The organism is Roseivivax halodurans JCM 10272 (assembly GCF_000521785.1).
GTDB lineage: Bacteria > Pseudomonadota > Alphaproteobacteria > Rhodobacterales > Rhodobacteraceae > Roseivivax > Roseivivax halodurans.
In genome coordinates this window covers 211,550-230,659 of the sequence record NZ_JALZ01000003.1, presented here as the reverse complement: position 1 = coordinate 230,659, position 19,110 = coordinate 211,550, and the positions used below count along the sequence as shown (strand labels likewise).

Annotated in this window: 20 protein-coding genes; 10 read left to right on the top strand and 10 right to left on the bottom strand. The window is 67.5% G+C overall.

The features are described from left to right. Position 1 precedes the first annotated feature (1 nt). Complete coding sequence (locus OCH239_RS05075; protein ID WP_037259494.1) at positions 2-1,021, top strand: histone deacetylase family protein; 1,020 nt, start codon at positions 2-4, stop codon at positions 1,019-1,021. Here OCH239_RS05075 and tspO read toward each other — a convergent pair. The 3 genes from tspO to OCH239_RS05060 are packed head-to-tail and all read right to left on the bottom strand — an operon-like array spanning position 1,018 to position 4,049. Then, on the bottom strand, positions 1,018-1,485 hold the full coding sequence (gene tspO / locus OCH239_RS05070; protein WP_037259492.1) for a tryptophan-rich sensory protein TspO: 468 nt from the start codon (positions 1,483-1,485) through the stop codon (positions 1,018-1,020). The genes OCH239_RS05075 and tspO overlap by 4 nt on opposite strands. Positions 1,486-1,491: 6 nt before the next feature. Continuing rightward, positions 1,492-2,529 carry a 15-cis-phytoene synthase gene (gene crtB / locus OCH239_RS05065; protein WP_037259491.1) on the bottom strand — a complete coding sequence of 346 codons (1,038 nt, stop codon included), beginning with the start codon at positions 2,527-2,529 and terminating at the stop codon, positions 1,492-1,494. After that, on the bottom strand, positions 2,526-4,049 hold the full coding sequence (locus OCH239_RS05060) for a phytoene desaturase (protein WP_037259490.1): 1,524 nt from the start codon (positions 4,047-4,049) through the stop codon (positions 2,526-2,528). The genes crtB and OCH239_RS05060 overlap by 4 nt, the downstream gene beginning before the upstream one ends. Before the next feature lie 142 nt (positions 4,050-4,191). Here OCH239_RS05060 and crtA point away from each other — a divergent pair, with 142 nt between their 5' ends. The 5 genes from crtA to OCH239_RS05035 are packed head-to-tail and all read left to right on the top strand — an operon-like array spanning position 4,192 to position 9,699. Continuing rightward, entirely contained in the window at positions 4,192-4,899 is a 708-nt protein-coding gene (gene crtA, locus OCH239_RS05055) for a spheroidene monooxygenase (protein WP_037259488.1), read from the top strand. Next, positions 4,896-5,897 carry a magnesium chelatase ATPase subunit I gene (bchI, locus tag OCH239_RS05050; protein ID WP_037259487.1) on the top strand — a complete coding sequence of 334 codons (1,002 nt, stop codon included), beginning with the start codon at positions 4,896-4,898 and terminating at the stop codon, positions 5,895-5,897. Before crtA ends, bchI begins: the two co-directional genes overlap by 4 nt. Continuing rightward, the gene (locus tag OCH239_RS05045; RefSeq protein WP_051489279.1) at positions 5,894-7,558 is read left to right on the top strand and encodes a magnesium chelatase subunit D; all 1,665 of its coding nucleotides are present in this window, start codon (positions 5,894-5,896) and stop codon (positions 7,556-7,558) included. Before bchI ends, OCH239_RS05045 begins: the two co-directional genes overlap by 4 nt. Positions 7,559-7,562: 4 nt before the next feature. Next, a complete protein-coding gene (gene bchO, locus OCH239_RS05040) occupies positions 7,563-8,429 on the top strand; it encodes an alpha/beta fold hydrolase BchO (RefSeq protein ID WP_037259486.1) in 867 nt (288 codons plus the stop codon). A gap of 31 nt (positions 8,430-8,460) precedes the next feature. Beyond that, the gene (locus tag OCH239_RS05035) at positions 8,461-9,699 is read left to right on the top strand and encodes an MFS transporter (RefSeq protein WP_037259484.1); all 1,239 of its coding nucleotides are present in this window, start codon (positions 8,461-8,463) and stop codon (positions 9,697-9,699) included. Here the strand turns inward: OCH239_RS05035 and OCH239_RS05030 are convergent. Genes OCH239_RS05030 through OCH239_RS05020 form a run of 3 tightly spaced genes read right to left on the bottom strand, consistent with a single transcriptional unit; the run spans position 9,696 to position 12,015 of the window. Continuing rightward, complete coding sequence (locus OCH239_RS05030) at positions 9,696-10,289, bottom strand: Smr/MutS family protein (protein WP_037259483.1); 594 nt, start codon at positions 10,287-10,289, stop codon at positions 9,696-9,698. The two genes, OCH239_RS05035 and OCH239_RS05030, sit on opposite strands and share 4 nt — an antisense overlap. After that, on the bottom strand, positions 10,286-11,356 hold the full coding sequence (gene mltA, locus OCH239_RS05025; protein ID WP_037259482.1) for a murein transglycosylase A: 1,071 nt from the start codon (positions 11,354-11,356) through the stop codon (positions 10,286-10,288). Before mltA ends, OCH239_RS05030 begins: the two co-directional genes overlap by 4 nt. Beyond that, on the bottom strand, positions 11,353-12,015 hold the full coding sequence (locus OCH239_RS05020; RefSeq protein WP_037259480.1) for a Tim44/TimA family putative adaptor protein: 663 nt from the start codon (positions 12,013-12,015) through the stop codon (positions 11,353-11,355). The genes mltA and OCH239_RS05020 overlap by 4 nt, the downstream gene beginning before the upstream one ends. Positions 12,016-12,120: 105 nt before the next feature. Between OCH239_RS05020 and OCH239_RS05015 the strand changes: the two genes are divergently transcribed. Both OCH239_RS05015 and secB read left to right on the top strand, forming a co-directional pair. Beyond that, a complete protein-coding gene (locus OCH239_RS05015; RefSeq protein ID WP_037259478.1) occupies positions 12,121-12,639 on the top strand; it encodes an FxsA family protein in 519 nt (172 codons plus the stop codon). Between the two features lie 54 nt (positions 12,640-12,693). Then, positions 12,694-13,233 (top strand): protein-export chaperone SecB, encoded by a 540-nt coding sequence (secB, locus tag OCH239_RS05010; protein ID WP_037259476.1) that lies wholly within the window; start codon positions 12,694-12,696, stop codon positions 13,231-13,233. A gap of 1 nt (position 13,234) precedes the next feature. Here secB and dnaQ read toward each other — a convergent pair whose 3' ends face one another. The 4 genes from dnaQ to OCH239_RS04990 are packed head-to-tail and all read right to left on the bottom strand — an operon-like array spanning position 13,235 to position 15,944. Continuing rightward, positions 13,235-13,924 carry a DNA polymerase III subunit epsilon gene (gene dnaQ, locus OCH239_RS05005; RefSeq protein WP_037259475.1) on the bottom strand — a complete coding sequence of 230 codons (690 nt, stop codon included), beginning with the start codon at positions 13,922-13,924 and terminating at the stop codon, positions 13,235-13,237. A gap of 3 nt (positions 13,925-13,927) precedes the next feature. Beyond that, a complete protein-coding gene (gene coaE / locus OCH239_RS05000; RefSeq protein ID WP_037259473.1) occupies positions 13,928-14,512 on the bottom strand; it encodes a dephospho-CoA kinase in 585 nt (194 codons plus the stop codon). Next, positions 14,509-15,348: a shikimate dehydrogenase gene (locus OCH239_RS04995; protein ID WP_037259472.1), complete on the bottom strand. Its 840-nt coding sequence runs from the start codon at positions 15,346-15,348 to the stop codon at positions 14,509-14,511. Before OCH239_RS04995 ends, coaE begins: the two co-directional genes overlap by 4 nt. After that, complete coding sequence (locus OCH239_RS04990; protein WP_037259471.1) at positions 15,345-15,944, bottom strand: Maf family protein; 600 nt, start codon at positions 15,942-15,944, stop codon at positions 15,345-15,347. The genes OCH239_RS04995 and OCH239_RS04990 overlap by 4 nt, the downstream gene beginning before the upstream one ends. Before the next feature lie 589 nt (positions 15,945-16,533). Here OCH239_RS04990 and rho point away from each other — a divergent pair. Together rho and mnmE are read left to right on the top strand one after the other, a co-directional pair. After that, positions 16,534-17,808 carry a transcription termination factor Rho gene (gene rho, locus OCH239_RS04985; RefSeq protein WP_037259470.1) on the top strand — a complete coding sequence of 425 codons (1,275 nt, stop codon included), beginning with the start codon at positions 16,534-16,536 and terminating at the stop codon, positions 17,806-17,808. 13 nt (positions 17,809-17,821) lie between these two features. Continuing rightward, positions 17,822-19,108, top strand: coding sequence for a tRNA uridine-5-carboxymethylaminomethyl(34) synthesis GTPase MnmE (gene mnmE, locus OCH239_RS04980; protein ID WP_037259468.1), 1,287 nt, complete (start codon positions 17,822-17,824; stop codon positions 19,106-19,108). The last annotated feature ends 2 nt before the right edge of the window (positions 19,109-19,110 follow it).

Sequence of the window (19,110 nt, the reverse complement as noted above, 5' to 3'; positions counted from 1 at the left end):
CATGCGCTGCTTCTACGCGCCCGAAACCAGCCGGCACGATCCGAAATTCCGACTGACCAATGGCCGCGTCCAGGCCAATGCGGAACGTGCGGAGCGCGCGCAATTGCTGCTCGACGGGCTGGAGCGGGTGGGCCTGTCCACCGAGGAGCCGCCCCGGCAGGACCGCGGCGCCTACGAGACGGTGCACACCCCGCGCTTCCTCGATTTCCTGGCCTCCGCCTGGGACCGCTGGCAGGAGTTGCCGGATCCGGCGGGCGAAGTGATCCCGAACACGTTTCCGCGCCTCAAGACCCAAGCCTATCCGAAAAGTGTCGTCGGGCAGGCGGGCTGGCATGCGGGCGACGTGTCGGCCCCGATCGGGCCCGGAAGCTGGCAGGCGACGCAGCGCGCAGCGGACAGCGCGCTCGCCGCAGCGGATTCCGTCCTCGCGGGGGAGCGTTCCGCCTATGCGCTCTGCCGCCCGCCGGGGCATCACACGAGCGCGGAGGTCGCGGCGGGGCATTGCCTCATGAACGTCTCGGCCATTGCCGCGGCGCGCCTGCTCAAGGGCCACGACAGCGTCGCGATCCTCGACATCGACACCCATCACGGCAACGGCACGCAGGACATCTTCTACGACCGGGGCGACGTGCTCTTCGTTTCGGTCCATACCGACACCGCCGATTACTACCCGTTCTTCACCGGGACCGCCGAGGAGACCGGGCATGGCGACGGGGCGGGCGCGACGCTGAACATCCCGGTCGCCCGGACCACCCGCGACGATGCCTGGTGCGACGCCATCCAGCAGGGGCTGGATTGCATCGTGGATTTCGCGCCCGGCGCGCTTGTCGTCTCGCTCGGGCTCGATGCCCACAAGGACGATCCGCTCAAGGGAATGTCGGTCGGGGACCAGGGCTTCACCCGGGCGGCGCGGAGGATCCGCTCCGCCGGTCTTCCGACGGTGCTGGTGCAGGAGGGCGGATACATGTCGCCAAGCCTGACGACCGCGCTTGTCGCCTTCATGACGGGGTGGCTCGACTAGGCGGCTGCGGCGATGCCGGGGTTGCGGCGCCAGACCGAGAAGTTCAGTGCACCCGCGACGCTGACCCAGGCGAGGTAGGGCACGAAGAGGAGCCCCGCGATCCAGTCCACCTGCCAGAGCGCGATCATGCAGGCCGCGACCGCGACCCAGAGCGCGCAGAGCACCATCATGCCGCCGCGGATCCGCTTGAGGCCGAAGAAGACCGGCGTCCAGAGCGCGTTGAGGGCGATCTGCAGCGCCCAGAGCGCCATCGGTATGGCGTTGTCGTCCGCGAGCGCGACGCGCGCGCCGGCCGCGGCCATGCAGATATAGAGCGTCGTCCAGGCCACCGGGAAGAGCCAGTCGGGCGGCGTCCAGGGCGGTTTGGAGAGCTGGCGATACCATTCGCCGGGCGGAAAGATCGCGCCGGTCGTGCCGGCGGCGAAACAGGCCGCGAGAAAGATGGCGAATGTGATCCAGATCATCTGGTGTCAGCTAGACCGGGCCGACACCCGGATCAAGGCAGCACGGTCCTGTCTTTGTCGCTCCGCGGCGCGGGCGAGAGCCTCGATCAGGGTATCGCGGCGCTGCCAGACCGGAGCGCGTGTGGCCGCGGCGTCGATCAGGAAGGCACATTCGGGCAGGGGGCGGGCATAGAGCACTGCCGAGCGCGGCATCACCGTGGTGACGCCGGCCCGCGCCGCAGAGAGCGCAAGCCAGCCGATCTTCTGGGATGTGGTCGTCCGCGCGCGGGTCGATATTGTGTCGCATCCGGACTGAAGGACCGCGCCACCGATCCCGGCATAGATGTGCCGCGCGGCGTAGATGCCGGGCCGGCAGGTGCGGGGCAGGGCGCCGATGCCCGCCTCGGCCCGCCAGTAGAGCCGGTTCGCCTGCATCACGAGGTCCCGGACCATCTTGCGCACGGCGCGGGACGGGCGCGGATCGGCGAGGAAAGCCTCGGGCGCGATACCCGCTTCGAGCAACCAGTCGGTCGGCAGGTAGATGCGACCTTCGAGCGCGTCCTCGCCCACGTCGCGGGCGATGTTGGTCAGCTGCATCGCGACCCCGAGATCGCAGGCGCGGGCCAGCGTGTCGGGATCGCGGACGCGCATGAGGACGCACATCATCGCCCCGACCGCCGCGGCGACCCGGGCGGAATAGGCCGTCACGTCGGACAGCGTCGCATAGCGCCGGCCCATCGCGTCCCAGGCAAGTCCCTCGAGCAGCGCCTCGGGCAGGGCGCGCGGCATCTCGAACTCCTCGACCACCGCGGCGAAGGCCCGGTCGGGTGCGGCGTTTTCAGGCCTTCCCTCGTAGACCCTGGCGAGCCGGTCCTCGAGCCTCAAGACCGCCGCGGCCTTCTCGGCCTTGAGGTCGACCTCGTCGTCGGCGAGGCGGCAGAAGGCGTAGAGTGCGAGCGCCGGGTCGCGGACGCGGGCGGGCAGCAGGCGCGAGGCGGCATGGAACGAGAGCGAACCGTGCCGGATCGCCTCGCGGCAGGCATCGAGGTCGTCCTGCCGGATCATCGGACGAACTCCGAGGGTTGGGGCACGAGCTCTTCGAGAACTTCGGCCGAGGAGATGACGCCCGGCAGCCCGGCCCCCGGATGCGTGCCCGCGCCGGTCAGGAACAGGCCCGAGACGTCCTCGCTGACATTGTGCGGGCGGAACCACGCGCTCTGCAGGATGCGTGGCTCGATCGAGAAACCGGTGCCGTGCGGGGAGAGGTAGCGGCTCGCGAAATCGGCGGGGGTGAGGATGTGCTCGGGACCGAGGTGATGGGAGAGGCCGGGCAGCACGTCCCGTTCGATCACCTCAAGCACCTTGGCGCGGTATCTCTCGCGCTCGGTCTCCCAATCGACCGGATCGTCGTGTCCGAGATGCGGGACGGGCGAGAGCACGTAGAACGTATCGTCCCCCTCGGGTGCGACGCTCGGATCGGTCACGCTCGGACGGTGGATGTAGAGCGACATGTCGTCCGAGAGCCTGCCCTTGACGAAGATGTCCTCCACCAGCCCGCGGTACCGAGGTCCGTTCAGGATCGTGTGGTGACCCACGTCGCGCCATTTCCCGCGCGTGCCTTTGGTGCCGAAATACCAGACAAAGAGACCCATCGACCAGCGCGTCCGGTCGAGGCGCTTCTCGCTCCACCGTTTGGAGGGCACGTTCCGCAGCAGCCGCGAATAGGTGAGGCCGGCATCGGCGTTCGACACCACGATGTGTGAATCGAGGACCTCGCCGGTGGTCAGGCGCACGCCGTGAGCCCGGCCGTCACGCACTAGGATCTCGTCCACCTCCGACTGCATCCGCATGAGCCCGCCCTGATCCGCGACGATCGCGGCCATGGCCCGGGCGATCTCAGCGACGCCGCCCATCGCGTAATGGACGCCGAATTCCTTCTCGAGATGACTGACGAGGATGTACATCGAGGTCACGTTGAAGGGATCGCCGCCGATGAAGAGAGGATGGAATGACAGTGCCATGCGCAGGTGCTCGTCGGTGACCCGCCGCGCGGCATGGGCGTAGACCGAACGGTCGGCCCGCATCCGCACGAAGGTCGGCAGCGTGGCGAGCAGATCGCGGAACCGGTGCATGGAGCGCCGGCCGAGATCCTCGAAGCCGAACCAGTACCGCGCCTCGCTGTCCTTGAGAAAGCGCTCGTAGCCCTTGAGATCGCGCGGCGAGAGGCGCCGCACCTCCTCGCGCATCTCGTCGGTGTCCTGCCGGGCCTGGAAGTGCGACCCGTCGGGCCAGCGGATCTCGTAGAACGGGTCGAGGGCGCGCAGATCGACGTCCTCGTCGAAGTCGCGACCGCAAGCGGCCCAGAGCTCGCGGAAGAGCTGCGGAACGGTGACGATGGTGGGCCCGAGATCGAACCGGTGCCCGTCCTGCCAGATGGCGGAGCCGCGTCCGCCCGGCACGTCGAGCCGGTCGATCACGGTGACCCGGTAGCCCTTCGCGCCGAGACGCATGGCCGAGGCGAGGCCCCCGAGCCCCGCGCCGATCACCACTGCATGGGGGCGGGCGGCAGCCGAGCTGCGCGGCAAGCGGGGATCTAGCTCTGTCATGAGTCGGAGCCTACACCTGTCAACTTAAGCTGACAATCTGCGCTGTGACTTTGCAGGGACTTCCCAAGCGCCCGACCACATGTCAGACTTGATTGACACTTTGAGGGGTCCGAGTCCCTGTATGCAGATCGTCAGCCTCAGCCTGTTCCGCTTCGCCTCGCTGCGCGCGCGGCTCTGGGCGTTCGCCATGATGGGCGCCGCCCGCCCGTCGCTCGCGCGTCACCCTGACCTGCTGTTCTGGAAGCTCTGCGGCTCGGGCAGCGGCGAGGGATTCACGCCGCTGCCGAATACCGGCGTCTACGCGATCCTCGCGGTCTGGCCGGGGGAAGACACCGCGCGCCGACAGATCGAGACCTCGCCGCTCTGGGCGCGCTACCGCCGCGTCGCCGCCGAGCACTGGACCCTGTTTCTCCGCCCGATTTCGGCGCGGGGCGAATGGAGCGGCCGCATTCCCTTCGACGCCGCAGACGATTCAGGGGCCGGGCCGCTCGCGGCGCTGACGCGCGCGACGATCAGGCCCCGCAAGATGCTGAGATTCTGGCAGCGGCAGCCCGATATTGGCCGCATGATCGGGGCCAACGAGGACGTGCTCTTCAAGATCGGCATCGGCGAGGTGCCGTGGTTCCAGCAGGTTACCGTCTCGGTCTGGCCGGACGAGGCCAGCATGGCCCGCTTCGCCCGCGCCTCGGGCCCGCATGCCGAGGCGATCCGCGCCGTTCGCGCAGGACACTGGTTCAGTGAAGAACTCTACGCCCGGTTCCGCATCGCCGGAGAGGCCGGGGCCTGGGAGGGCCGCAGCCCCCGCATCCCAATGGAGGTGACGCCATGAGACATCCGTTCCCGTTCTCCGCCCTCGTCGGGCAGGAGGAGATGAAACGCGCCATGATCCTCACCGCGGTCGATCCCGGCATCGGCGGCGTTCTGGTCTTCGGCGACCGGGGCACCGGCAAGTCCACCGCCGTCCGGGCGCTCGCCGCGCTCCTGCCGCCGATCAGTGTCGTCGCCGGGTCGCCCACCAATGCCGCCTCGGGCGCGGCGCAGGCGGACTGGGAGCCCGAGGGGGGCGAGAGCCGCGAGGTGCCGACGCCGGTGATCGACCTGCCGCTCGGCGCGACCGAGGACCGGGTGGTCGGCGCACTCGACATCGAGCGGGCGCTCACCCGCGGCGAGAAGGCGTTCGAGCCGGGGCTTCTGGCGCGGGCGAACCGGGGGTATCTCTACATCGACGAGGTGAACCTGCTCGAGGACCACGTCGTCGACCTGCTGCTCGACGTCGCGCAATCGGGCGAGAACGTCGTCGAGCGCGAGGGCCTGTCGGTGCGCCACGACGCGCGTTTCGTGCTGGTGGGCTCGGGCAACCCCGAGGAGGGGGAGTTGCGTCCGCAGCTCCTCGACCGGTTCGGGCTTTCGGTCGAGGTCGGCTCGCCCACGGATATCGAGGAGCGGATCGAGGTCATCCGCCGCCGTGTGGCCTATGAGGGCGATCCCGAGAGCTTCGTCGCGAAATGGGCAAAGGCGGATGCGGAGATCCGAGAGGCGATCCTCGCGGCGCGGGCATCACTGTCCTCGGTGGAGACGCCCGACGCCGCCTTGCGGGATTGCGCCGAGCTCTGCCTCGCGCTCGGCTCGGACGGGCTGCGCGGCGAGCTGACGCTCACGCGGGCCGCGCGGGCGCTGGCCGCCTACGAAGACGCAAGCGCGGTGACGCGCGATCACCTGCGGCGCATCGCGCCGATGGCGCTCGGGCATCGCCTGCGGCGCGATCCGCTCGACGACTCTGGATCGGGCGCACGGGTCGCACGGATGCTGGACGACGTGCTGGCATGAGGGAGGAGCCCGGCGAGGTCTGGGTGACGGGACAGCTGGCGCTCGCGCTGCTGGCAGTCGATCCGCACGGCCTCGGCGGGCTGCACTTGCGCGCGCGGGCCGGACCGGTCCGGCAGGCCTTTCTCGACCATGTGCCTGACCGGCTCGGGCCGCTCTCGCGCATTGCGCCGGGGATCGACGATGCGCAACTTTTCGGCGGGACCGACATCGCGGCGAGCCTCGCCGCGGGGCGCAAGGTCGAGGGCGCGGGCATTCTCGCCCGTGGGAGGCCGGTCCTGCTGACCATGGCTGAGCGGTGCCTGCCCGAACTGGCGGCAAAGCTCGGGCAGGGGCTCGATGCCGGAACGCTGCCATCGCTCGTCCTGCTCGACGAGGGCGTTGACGCGGAACGGGCGCCGGTGAGCCTGACCGAACGGCTGGCTTTCTCGTTCGATCTCGACGGCATACGCCTCGACGCGCTGGCCGACATCGCGCTCGATCCCGGCGAGATCGCAGCCGCGCGGGAGCGACTGGGCTCCGTCGCATTGCCCGATGCAGCGCTTGCGGCGCTGACGGCGGCTGCGGTCGAATTGGGCATCCTCTCTCTCCGGGCGCCGCTCTTCGCCGCGATGGCCGCGCGGGCGCATGCGGCGCTGTCAGGGCGCGAGGCGGTGGGGGATGGCGATCTCTCGATAGCCGCGACGCTCGTTCTGGCGCCCCGGGCGACCCGCCTGCCGGAGCCGCCGGACGACGACGATGTGCAGGAACCCGAGGCCGAAGAGAGCGACGACAGCGATCCCGGGTCCGGCGACACGATCCCGGCCGACATGCTGATCGAAGCGGTGCGCGCGATGCTTCCGCCGGGTGTGCTCGAAAGGCGCGCGGCGCAGCGTGCGGCGGCGCAGACCGGATCGGGGCAGGGCGCAAGGCGGCGCGGCAACCGGCGCGGTCGACCGCTTCCTGCACGCCCCGGAAAGCCATCCTCAAGCACCCGGATCGACCTCGTCGCGACCCTGCGGGCCGCTGCGCCCTGGCAGACTCTGCGACGGGAGCAGGCACCGGAGCGGAGCGGGATCATCGTGCGGTCCTCCGACCTGCGGGTGCGGCGATACGAGGAGCAATCCGACCGGCTAGTGATCTTCTGCGTAGATGCCTCGGGCTCGGCGGCGATGGCGCGGCTCGGCGAGGCGAAGGGCGCGGTCGAGCTGATGCTGGCGGAGGCCTACGCCAAGCGCGACCGCGTGGCCCTGATCGCATTCCGGGGCGAGGGGGCGGAGCTGCTGCTTCCCCCGACGCGGTCGCTGGTCCAGGCCAAGCGCCGGCTCGCCGGGCAGCCGGGGGGCGGGGGAACGCCGCTCGCCTCCGGGCTGCAGGCGGCGCATGCGCTGGTTCTGCAGGGCGCACGGTCGGGCTTCACGCCGGCTCTGGCGCTGCTGACCGACGGGCGCGCGAACGTGCCGCTGCCGGGGGGCGCCGGCCGCGCGCAGGCGATGGCGGATGCGGACCAAATGGCACGGCTCATCGGCGCGCAACGCATCGGCGGTGCGGTCATCGACACCGGGACGCGCCCACGGGGCGAGCTCTCGGCGCTCGCGAGCCACATGGGCCTTGCCTATCTCGCGCTGCCGAGGGCGAATGCGGCGCAGATGAAGTCGGGGCTCGATGCGGCGCTGGAGACCTGAGCCGGTGCGCTTTCCGCAGGACCTCGCAGGCTGGCCGCATGCGGAACATTCGCGGCTGATCCGCGTGAAACCGCATCGCTGGCACGTGCAGATCATGGGGCAGGGGCCGGATCTTCTTTTCCTGCACGGCGCGGGGGGCGCGACGCATAGCTGGCGGGACGTCCTGCCGCTGCTCGCGTCGCAGTACCGCTGCATCGCGGTTGATCTGCCGGGTCACGGGATGACACGGATCGCGACACGCTTCCGATCCTCGCTCCCGTTCATGGCCGAGGATCTGGGCCGGCTGATCCGCTCCGAGGGCTGGCAGCCGCAGGGGATCGTCGCCCATTCGGCGGGCGCCGCGGTCGCGCTGCGGCTCGCGAGCGAGGGGGCGACATCCCCGCGCATCGTCGCCTTCAACCCCGCGCTCGAGCCCTTCCGGGGCCTTGCGGGCGTGCTCTTTCCGATGGCCGCGCGGATGATGGCGATGACGCCGTTCGCCACGAGCTTTGTGCGGATGGCGCTGGTCTCGCCCGACCGCGCGGCGACTCTGCTGCAGGGGACGGGGTCCACGATCGACCCCGAGGGCGTCGCGCTCTATGCCCGCCTCCTGCGCGACCGGGCGCATGTGGAAGGAGCGCTCCTCATGATGTCGCAATGGTCGCTCGACCGGCTGCTCTCTGACCTGCCGGGCATCACCGCGCCGTCGCTCTTCCTTCTCGGCGAGAACGACCGGACCGTGCCTCCGGAGAGCGCCGAAACCGCCGCGGCCCGCATACCCCACGCGCGCGCCGAGCGTCTGCCGGGTCTTGGCCATCTCGCCCACGAGGAGGCGCCGGATCTCGCCGCCGCGCGGATCGAGATGTTCATGGCGGATGCGCTTTCCGCTTGAACCTTCCGCATGCCGCGCGGAGTGATTGCGCATGCCGCTTCTGACGTTCCTCCGCGACAATGCCCGCTGGCTCCTGGCCGGCGGTCTGCTGACGTTCCTGTCGAGCTTCGGCCAGACCTTCTTCATCTCGATCTTCGCGGGCGAGATCCGCGCGGAGTTCGACCTCAGCCACGGCGCCTGGGGCGCGATCTACGCCATCGGCACGACGCTGTCGGCGATGCTGATGGTGAGCGCGGGCGGGCTGACCGACCGCTTCCGCTCCCGCGTCCTTGGGGGCACCGGCCTCGTCTGTCTCGCGCTCGCCTGCCTCGGGATGGCGGTCAACGCGTCGGTCTGGCTCCTGCCGCTCGCGATCCTCGGACTGAGGTTCTTCGGGCAGGGGATGATGGGCCTCATCGCGATGGTGTCGATGTCGCGGTGGTTCGTCGCGGCGCGCGGGCGGGCATTGTCGCTTGCGGGGCTCGGGGTCACGCTGGGGCAGGCGGTGCTACCAGTCATATTCGTTGCGCTCATGTCCGTGCTGCCCTGGCGGTCGCTCTGGGTGATCGCGGCGGGGATCGCGCTGCTCGGCGTTCCGCTTCTCCTCCTGCTCCTGCGCGAGGAGCGCACCCCGCAGAGCCATGCCGAGGAAAGCCACGCGGCGGGCATGGATGGCAGGCACTGGAGGCGCGGCGAAGTGCTCCGGCATCCGTTCTTCTGGCTGATGGCCCCGGCGCTGCTCGGCCCGCCGGCCTTCGGAACGGCGCTCTTCTTCCAGCAGGTGCATCTGACCGAGGTGAAGGGCTGGGAGCTTTTCGACTTCGTGGCGCTGATGCCGATCTTCACCATCGGGACCTTGACAGCGATGATCCTATCGGGCGCGGCGATCGACCGGCTCGGGACCGCGCGCCTGCTGCCGGTCTACCTCGTGCCGATGGGGGTCGCGTTCCTCTTCTTCGGGCTCGGCGGGCCGCTCTGGACGGCGGGGATCGCCTTTGCGCTCATGTCGCTCACGCAAGGCATGCAGGCGACGCTTCCGAACGCGCTCTGGGCGGAGTTCTTCGGCACGCGGCACCTCGGCTCGATCAAGTCGATGGGCACGGCGATCATGGTGTTCGGTACCGCGATCGGACCGTTCCTCACCGGCGCGCTGATCGACGCCGGCATCGGCATCGAGGCGCAGTTCGTCGGGATCGCGGTCTATTTCGCCGGCGCCGTCGGTGCGATCGTCGCCGGGCTGGCGCTCGTCGAGAGGCGCAGCGGCGTTCCGGTGCCCGAGCGGACGGGCTAGCGGCGACGCCGGAGATAGACGTAATAGGCGCCGCCGCCGCCGTGCCTGATATGCGCCTCGGAGATCTGCAGCACCATCGGCCCGAGCGGCGCCATGCGCAGCCAGTGCGGCACCTGCGTCTTGAGAACGCCCCGGCGGCGGGGCATGGGATCGTAGGGATCCTCGCGTTGTCCCTTCCCGGTGATGATCAGCACGAGCCGCAACCCCTTGGCCTGGGCCGAATACATGAAGCCGACAAGCGCGGGATGTGCCTCGTCGAGCGTCATGCCGTGCAGGTCGAGCCGGGCTTCGGGAGCGAGCTTGCCGCGCTTGAGGCGCTTGTGCGCCTTGGCGTCCATGTCGACGGCCTCTTGCGCAAGCCGTTCGGACGTCGATTGCGGCAGGGAGACCGACGAGCGGCCCCGCGCCCGCTCGCCGACCTCGAAGGCGGGAAGCTGGGGCCGGACCGGAGGATCGTGGGCCTTCTTCCGCTTTGGACCGGGCTTGGCCTCGGGCGCCGGATCGCGGCGCTGGCCGGGAAGCTTCTTCGCCGTGCGGGCGACCTGGGACCAGAGCTCGAGTTCCTCGTGGCGGGGTTTGCGCCCCTTCATTCCAGAAGCTCCGGCAGCAGCGCGTAGGCCCTCTGGATTGGGAGCAGCACAACCATGCGCCCGGCGTCGCGGAAGGTGCCGGCGGTCGCCCCGGCCTCGTCCCCCGTCCCGACGAAGATGTCGGCGCGCTGCGCGCCCTTTATCGCCGATCCGGTATCCTGAGCGATCATCAGGCGGCGCATGGGCACGCCGCCGTCCTTTTCCACCCAGACCGGCGCACCGAGCGGCGTGTAGGCGGGATCGACGGCGACGGAGCGCCGCGGCGTGACCGACCGGTTCATCGCGCCGAGCGGCCCGCGATCCGCCGGCACTTCACTCACTTCGCGGAAGAAGACGTAGGACGGATTGTGGAGGAGCAGCTCCTCGCCCTTGGTCGGATGGGTGCGCACCCATTCCTTGATGGTGCCCGCAGAGACCTCGTGCGCCTCGAACATGCCGCGCCGCACCAGCTCCTGCCCGACCGACTTGTATTCGTGCCCGTTCGCTCCGCCGTAACCGACGCGCACGACGCGCCCATCCGGAAAGCGGATGCGGCCGGAGCCCTGGATCTGCAGGAAGAAGAGCTCCACCGGATCGTCGACCCAAGCGATCTCGAGCCCGCGGCCGCTCATTTCGCTGCCGCTCAGGATCTCGCGTCGGGAAAGCCATTGCTCCGCGGCCTCGGCCTCGGGCGGCATCCGGTAGATGGGATAGCGGAACCTGGGAGAGGCATGCGGCGCACCGTCGAGCTCGGGCTCGAAATATCCGGTGAATAGCGCCTCGGCACTGCCTTCGGTGATCAGCACGGGGCGGAAGAACAGTTCGAAAAAGTTCCGCGCCACGTCCCGGTGATCCTCAGCCGCGGCGCAGAGCGCGGTCCAGTCGGGATCGTTGAGATCCCGGCACGTCACCAGAAACGCATCGAGGGCGGCGGAGTGATCGTCCGCCGCCCAGCCGTCGAGGTCAGAAAAGTCGAGGATGGTGTGCGCGACAGGCGCGTCGCCGTCGAGCGCGCCTGTCGCCTGTGCGGGGTCTGCAGCCATGGCCCAGATCCCCGCCAGAAGCGCCGCGCCGATCCGTGCCGTCATTCGCCCGTGGCGACCAGCTGCCAGTTCGGATCGTCCGAGCCCATGGTCCGCGCGAAGGTCCAGAGGTCCTTCTGACGCTTGACCTGCGTGGCGCTACCTTCGATCACGGTGCCTTCCGCGTCCTTCACCACCTGCGTCAGTTCGCCCACATAGCGCACGGTGATTTCGGCCAGGCGGGTGGTCTGATCGAAGCTCGCCTCGGCCAGCGTCAGTTCGCGCACGCCGACGAACTCGGCCTCGATGGTCAGGCCCTGCTCCTCGCGCGCCCTCACCACCTCGGCGAAGCTCTCGAACACGTCCGGTGCGAGATAGGGCTCGATCTCGTCGATCTTGCCGCGTTCGAAGGCCATGAGGATCATCTCGTAGGCGCCGCGGGCGCCCGACAGGAAGTCGGCAACCCCGAAGGACGGCTCGATCTCTTTCATCTGTGCCAGGGCGCGGGCGCTTTCGCTGCCCTCGGGAACGTGATCGACGATGTCGCGATCGGGACCGCCCTCGATAACCTCGAACCCACGGCGATCGGCCTTGGATTGCGCGCCGGAGGGCGGCGTCGGGGGCTTTTCGTAGCCTTCCCGGGTCCCGAGGACATTCTTGAGCCGCAGGATGAGGAAGACAGCGATCCCCGCCAGGACCAGGAGCTGCAGGATGGGGGAATTCATCAATGCCTCGTTAAGGATGCATGGAAAGCGTGAAGTTGGGAACCTATGTAGGCGTTGGGCGGGGCCAAGTCTACCGAAGCCGCCCGGGTTTGGAGGCCGAACGACATGTGGCTTTTCGTAGCGTTCCTTGCGGTTCCGCTTATCGAGATCGCGCTCTTCATACAGGTCGGAGGGCTGATCGGCCTCTGGCCGACGCTGGGGATCGTGGTGCTGACAGCGCTGATCGGCACGATGCTGGTGCGCTCGCAGGGCGCGATGGCGATGAACGACATCCGCAAATCGTTCAACAACCTGTCGGATCCGACCGAACCGCTCGCCCATGGGGCAATGATCCTGCTCGCGGGCGCGTTGCTGCTCACCCCGGGTTTTTTCACCGACGCCGTGGGCTTTGCGCTCTGCACTCCGGGCGTCCGCAAGGCGGCGATGCGCTATGCCAGCCGCCACGTGAAGATGCGCCGGTTCGAGATGGGCGGAGCGCCCCATGGAGATCCGCGTCGCCCCGGCGGCCACGGCACTGCCGGCCGGCCGAGGCAGGGCGACGTGATCGAGACCGAATACGAGGAGGTCACGCCGCCCGAGCGCAAGCGGCCCACGCATCAGGGGTCCGGCTGGACTAAGCATTGAGCGCTGGGTGCCTTGTTGCTAAGGCACCGAGGTAATTCTCAGGGAGCCCGACTTATGAGCGACACCAGCACCAACTCGTCCGGCAACGGCGCCGACACGGCTCAGCCGCAGGACGCGCCGCAGGTCAAGATGAACGTTCTCGCGCAGTACATCCGCGACATGTCGTTCGAGAACATCCTCGCCCAGAAGGGTACCAAGGGCGAGGCACAGCCCGACGTTCAGGTTCAGGTGAACCTCGATGCCAAGAAGCGGCAGGCCGAAAACCAGTACGAAGTGATCATGAAGCTCAAGGTCGACAGCAAGACCAAGAGCTCCGGCGATCAGCTGTTCCTGATGGAGCTGGAATATGCCGGCATCTTCCACATCGAGAACGTGCCCGAGAACCAGCTGCATCCCTTCCTGCTGATCGAATGCCCGCGGATGCTCTTCCCGTTCGTGCGGCGGATCGTCTCGGACGTCTCGCGCGACGGTGGCTTCCCGCCGCTGAACCTCGAGAACATCGATTTCGTCCAGCTCTACCGCGCCGAGATCCAGCGCCGTCAGCAGGCGCAAGCCGCTCAGGCAGGATCGCCCGAGCAGACCGGCCAGGCGTAAGTCAGGCGCCGCGCCGCCAGAGCGCGTTTTCTCCGAGAGCATCGACAAAGGCGGCGTGAGCCGCCTTTTCCGTTTCGGTGATCCGCGGCGGCAGCGGCTCGGGGCGCTTGTAGGCCCGCCATGCGCAGTCGACGGCGGCATCTGCGCGGCTCGTCGACTGCGCCAGGCCGAAATCGGGCTGCTTGCCCCCGATCAGCTCGAGATAGACCTCGGCCAGGATCTCGCTGTCGAGAAGCGCGCCGTGCAATGTCCGCGACGAATTGTCGATGGCGAAGCGGCGGCAGAGCGCGTCGAGCGAGGCGGGCGAGCCGGGGAATTTCTTCTTGGCGATCGCGAGGGTGTCGACCGCCTGCTCCCAGGGGAAGTGCGGCTTCTTCAGCCAGCCGAGCTCGGCATTGATGAACTTCATATCGAAGGCGGCGTTGTGGATCACCATCTTGGCGTCGCCGATGAAGGTGACGAAATCGTCGGCGATCTGCGCAAAGACCGGCTTGTCGCGCAGGAAGTCGTCGCCGAGCCCGTGGACCTGGAAGGCCTCGTCCGGCATCGACCGCTCTGGGTTGATGTATTGATGATACGTCCGGCCGGTCGCGACGTGATTCCAGAGCTCGACCGCGCCGATCTCTACGATGCGGTCGCCCTGCTCGGGGTCGAAGCCGGTGGTCTCGGTGTCGAGCACGATCTCGCGCATGATCTAGGGGTCTCCGGTGATCTTTCGTAGTACATCCTGCACGTCCCGGGCCGCCGCCTCAAGCGACGAGGTGTCGATCCGGTAATCCGCACGGGCCAGCTTTTCCTCGTTCGGCATCTGCTTGGCGAGGATCGCCTCGAATTCCGCGCGGGTCATGGTGCCGCGATCGAGCACCCGGGCCTCCTGCGTTTCACGTGAAACCGAAACGCAGGCCGTCGCGTCCATCTCGGCCTCCGCTCCGGTCTCGAAGAGGAGAGGGATGTCGAAGACGACGATGCCATCCGGATGTGCTTCGGCGAATTGCGCTCGATCCGTCCGGACGAGCGGATGGACGATGGCCTCGATGCGGGAGAGTGCATCCGGATCCGCAGAGATGATGCGGCGCAGTCGGGCGCGGCTGACCGCGCCGTCCTCGATGGCGTCGGGAAACGCCGCGGCGATCGGTTCGACCGCGGCACCACCCTTGCTGTAGAGCCGGTGCACTGCGGCGTCCGCATCCCAGACGGCGCAGCCGCGTTCCGCAAACATCGCGGCGGTCGTGGACTTTCCCATGCCGATGGAGCCGGTGAGCCCGAGACGAAATGTCATAGAAGGACGGCCGCGCGGGTTGCTTCGTCGACCTCGGGGCGCATGCCGAACCACCGCTCGAAACCCGGAACCGCCTGGTGCAGCAGCATGCCGAGCCCGTCGACGACACTTGCGCCCTGGTCTGCCGCGATCCGCAGCAATCGCGTCTCGAGCGGGGCGTAGACGAGATCCGTCACCACCGTGCCCGGACCGATCCCGTCCAGCGGAACCGCCAGCTCGGGCTTGCCGACCATCCCGAGCGATGTGGTATTCACAACCAAAGCCGCATCCGCCATTGCACGGCCCGCCTGGACCCAGTCGAGCACACGGACCCGCGCGCCGAAATCCTCCCGCAGAGTTTCGGCGCGGACGCGCGTGCGATTGGTCACGACAATCTCCGGCGCACCGGCCTCGATCAGGGAGGCCACAACCGCTCGCGAGGCACCGCCGGCGCCGAGCACGAGCGCCGGCCCCGCATCCGCACGCCAGTCCGGCGCGTTCTGCCGCAGATTGGCGAGAAACCCGTAACCGTCTGTATTGTCCGCGTAGATCCGTCCGTCGTCGCGGAATGTCAGCGTGTTCACCGCGCCGATCAGACTGGCCCGGTCGCTCACCACATCGGCCAGACCGAAGGCGCGTTCCTTGTGCGGGATCGTGACGTTCGCACCGACGAAGCCCATCCGGGGCATCATCCGCACGACATTCTCGAAATCCGCGGCCGCGACGTCGAGGGGAACGTAATGCCCCCGTATGCCGAGTTTGCGCAGCCAGTGACCGTGCAAGAGAGGCGACCGCGAATGCGCGATCGGGTGGCCGATCACGCCGGCCAGCGGGACGGATCTCGGTGCATCGCTCATGAGGGCAGGACACCTTTCAGGACAAGGTAATCGATCAATTGAAGGAGCGGCAGCCCGAGGATCGTGAAGTGATCCCCCTCGATCCGGGTGAAGAGACGGACGCCCTCCGCCTCGAGCTTGTAGCCCCCGACGCTCTCGCCGATATCGGGCCAGTTGCGGTCGAGATAGCCTTCCAGGAAGTCGTCAGAGACATCGCGCATGTAAAGACGCGCGGTGCCGACGTGGCGCCAGACCGGCGCGCCGTCCTCGTAGAGCACCGCGGCGGAGAGAAGCTGGTGCCGCTCGCCGCGCAGGCGGCGGATCTGCTCCGCTGCCTCCTCGCGGGCCTCGGGCTTGGAGAAAACCTCCTCGCCGAAGGCCAGGACCTGATCGCAGCCGAGCACGAGCCCCGGCATTCCCCGTCCGGCCACCTTGCGTGCCTTCATCTCGGCCAACGCGTCCGCAAGATCCCGTGGAGAGGCCCCTTCGGCGTCGAGTGATTCCCTCACCGCCTCCTCATCGACGCGCGCGGGCTCGATCCGATGGTCGATTCGGGCCTTCGACAGCAGTTCGGAACGGATTTTCGAGCCCGAGGCGAGGGTGAGAACCTCAGTCATCTGTGGATATCTTTCGGTATAACGCAGGGCAGAACGTAGGGCCGGTTCTGGGAGGAATCGGGGGTCTTTTCAAGCGCCGTGGACAACCGGCCGATTCCTCCCGCCGTTCGCAGCTCTCCCCAAGATGGGGACGGGAGAAGAGACGGCCTGTGAAGAATCCACAGCCCACCCGAGTCGTTTTCGTTTGTCCACCGGAGGAGAAGGCCGTGGAGAGTCTGTAAAATACTGATTAGGCTTCAAAAAATAGGAAACATCCTGATTGCAGTCCAGTTCATCCCAAAGGTTTTCCACAAGGCTCTGCATCCGTGTAGAACTTCGTGGAAAGAGTCGAAATCCACAGGGCAAACGCAACTCTACTACCCAAATCAATCATTCTTTAAGAATGGTTAAGGAGGTGAAGAGGAGCTTCCGGAGACCTACGAGACCTACAGCCGGGCAGATTGACTCACGGTCCTGCTGCGCCTAAATCTCGACAACGCTCCCGTCCGGGGGCGACACATCCCAAGACGACAGACATTCACGCAGTCCCTGACGGGTTCTGCCGCAACGACCGGACATGTCCGCGCCTTCGCGGATGTGGGAGACCTATATGAACCTCGAAAAGCTCAACCTTTCGGACCTCAAGGCGCAGAGCCCCAAATCGCTGCTCGCGCTGGCGGAGGAGCTGGAGATCGAGAACGCCTCGACGATGCGGAAAGGCGAGATGATGTTCCAGATCCTGCGCGAACGCGCGGATGAAGGCTGGGACATCTACGGCGACGGCGTGCTCGAAGTCCTTCAGGACGGTTTCGGGTTCCTGCGCTCGCCCGAGGCGAACTACCTCCCGGGTCCCGACGACATCTACGTCTCGCCCGACATGATCCGGAAGTTCTCGCTGCGGACCGGCGATTCCATCGAAGGTCAGATCAAGGCCCCGGAAGAGACCGAGCGCTACTTCGCGCTGATCGATGTCGGCCAGATCAACTTCGAGAACCCCGATCGCGCCAAGCACAAGATCGCCTTCGACAACCTCACGCCGCTCTATCCCGACGAGCGCCTGCGGATGGAGATCGAGGACGATCCGACGATCAAGGACAAGTCCGCGCGGATCATCGATCTCGTCGCGCCGATCGGCAAGGGACAGCGCTCTCTCATCGTGGCGCCGCCGCGGACGGGCAAGACCGTCCTTCTGCAGAACATCGCCGCCTCGATCGAGAAGAACCACCCGGAATGCTACCTCATCGTGCTGCTGATCGACGAGCGGCCCGAAGAGGTGACCGACATGCAGCGCTCGGTGAAGGGCGAGGTGATCTCCTCGACCTTCGACGAACCGGCCACGCGCCACGTGGCGGTGTCCGAGATGGTGATCGAAAAGGCCAAGCGTCTCGTCGAGCACAAACGAGATGTTGTTATACTTCTCGACTCGATCACAAGACTTGGTCGTGCCTTCAACACAGTGGTGCCGTCGTCCGGCAAGGTCCTGACCGGCGGTGTGGACGCCAACGCACTTCAGCGCCCGAAACGCTTCTTCGGTGCGGCCCGGAACATCGAGGAGGGCGGCTCGCTCACCATCATCTCGACCGCGCTGATCGACACCGGCAGCCGGATGGACGAGGTGATCTTCGAAGAGTTCAAGGGGACCGGCAACTCCGAGATCGTTCTCGACCGCAAGGTGGCGGACAAGCGCGTGTTCCCGGCGATGGACATCCTCAAGTCCGGGACCCGGAAGGAAGAACTTCTCGTCGACAAGATCGACCTGCAGAAGACCTTCGTCCTGCGCCGCATCCTCAACCCGATGGGGACCACGGACGCGATCGAGTTCCTGTTGTCGAAGCTGAAGCAGACCAAGACGAACTCGGATTTCTTCGATTCTATGAACACCTGAGCCAGGGGGCGCCATGGACACGATCTTTGCCCTGGCCAGCGCGCCGGGGAAGGCGGGCGTGGCCGTGGTTCGGGTATCCGGCCCTGCAGCATGGACTGCAGGCCACGCTCTCGCGGGCTCCCTTCCGGAACCGCGCGTGGCCGGGCTGCGCCGACTGACCGATGATAATGGCGGCTTTCTCGACGAGGCGCTGGTTCTCACCTTTGAGAAAGGACGCAGCTTTACCGGCGAGGAAGCCGTCGAGCTGCACCTCCACGGGTCGACAGCCATAGTTAGGTCGGTTCTGAGCGCGCTCGCTGACATCGACGGCCTTCGTCCGGCGGAGCCGGGCGAGTTCACCCGGCGTGCGATGGACAATGGCCGTCTCGACCTCGCTCAGGTCGAGGCACTCGCCGATCTGATCGAATCCGAAACCGAGGCGCAACGACGCCAGGCCCTTCAAGTCTTCTCCGGGGCGCTTGGATCCCGTGTCGAAGAATGGCGGACGGACCTGATCCGGGCCGCATCGCTGCTTGAGGCGACGATCGACTTCGCGGACGAGGACGTCCCGGTCGATGTCTCGGGCGAGGTCGTCGATCTGATCGAGAGGGTGTCCGCAGAGCTCTCGTCGGAACTGGCGGGCTTCCAAAGCGCCGAGCGTGTTCGGGCGGGCTTCGAGGTTGCGATCGTCGGAGCGCCAAACGTCGGCAAGTCCACGTTGCTCAACGCCCTAGCCGGGCGGGACGCGGCAATCACCTCGGACGTCGCGGGAACAACGCGGGACGTGATCGAGGTTCGCATGGAAATCGGGGGCTTGGCCGTGACCTTGCTCGATACCGCGGGGCTTCGGAGCACCGAGGACAAGGTCGAGGCGATCGGCGTCGAGCGCGCCCGATCGCGCGCAGCGGGAGCCGATCTGCGGATCTTCCTGGGTGATGGTGGTGAGACCGATCTGGATGTCGTTCCGCAGCCGGAGGACCTTCGCTATGTCACGAAGGGCGATCTGACCGGCGCAGAAGGGGCGATCTCGGCGGTGACCGGAGACGGGCTCGACCGGGTGATTTCGGATATCCGGAAGGTCCTCGAAGGGCGCGCTGCGGGAGCGGGGCTTGTGACGCGGGAGCGACACCGTCTTGCCATGGAGGCAGGCAGACAGGCGCTTGCGGCCGCGCGGGGCGTGGTGGAGCAGGGTCCGGATCTGTATGATGTCGCTTCAGAAGAACTGCGGACAGCGATTCGTCGACTTGATTCCCTGATCGGAAGGGTTGATGTGGAAGCGGTCCTTGACGAAATATTCTCAAGTTTCTGCCTGGGAAAGTGACG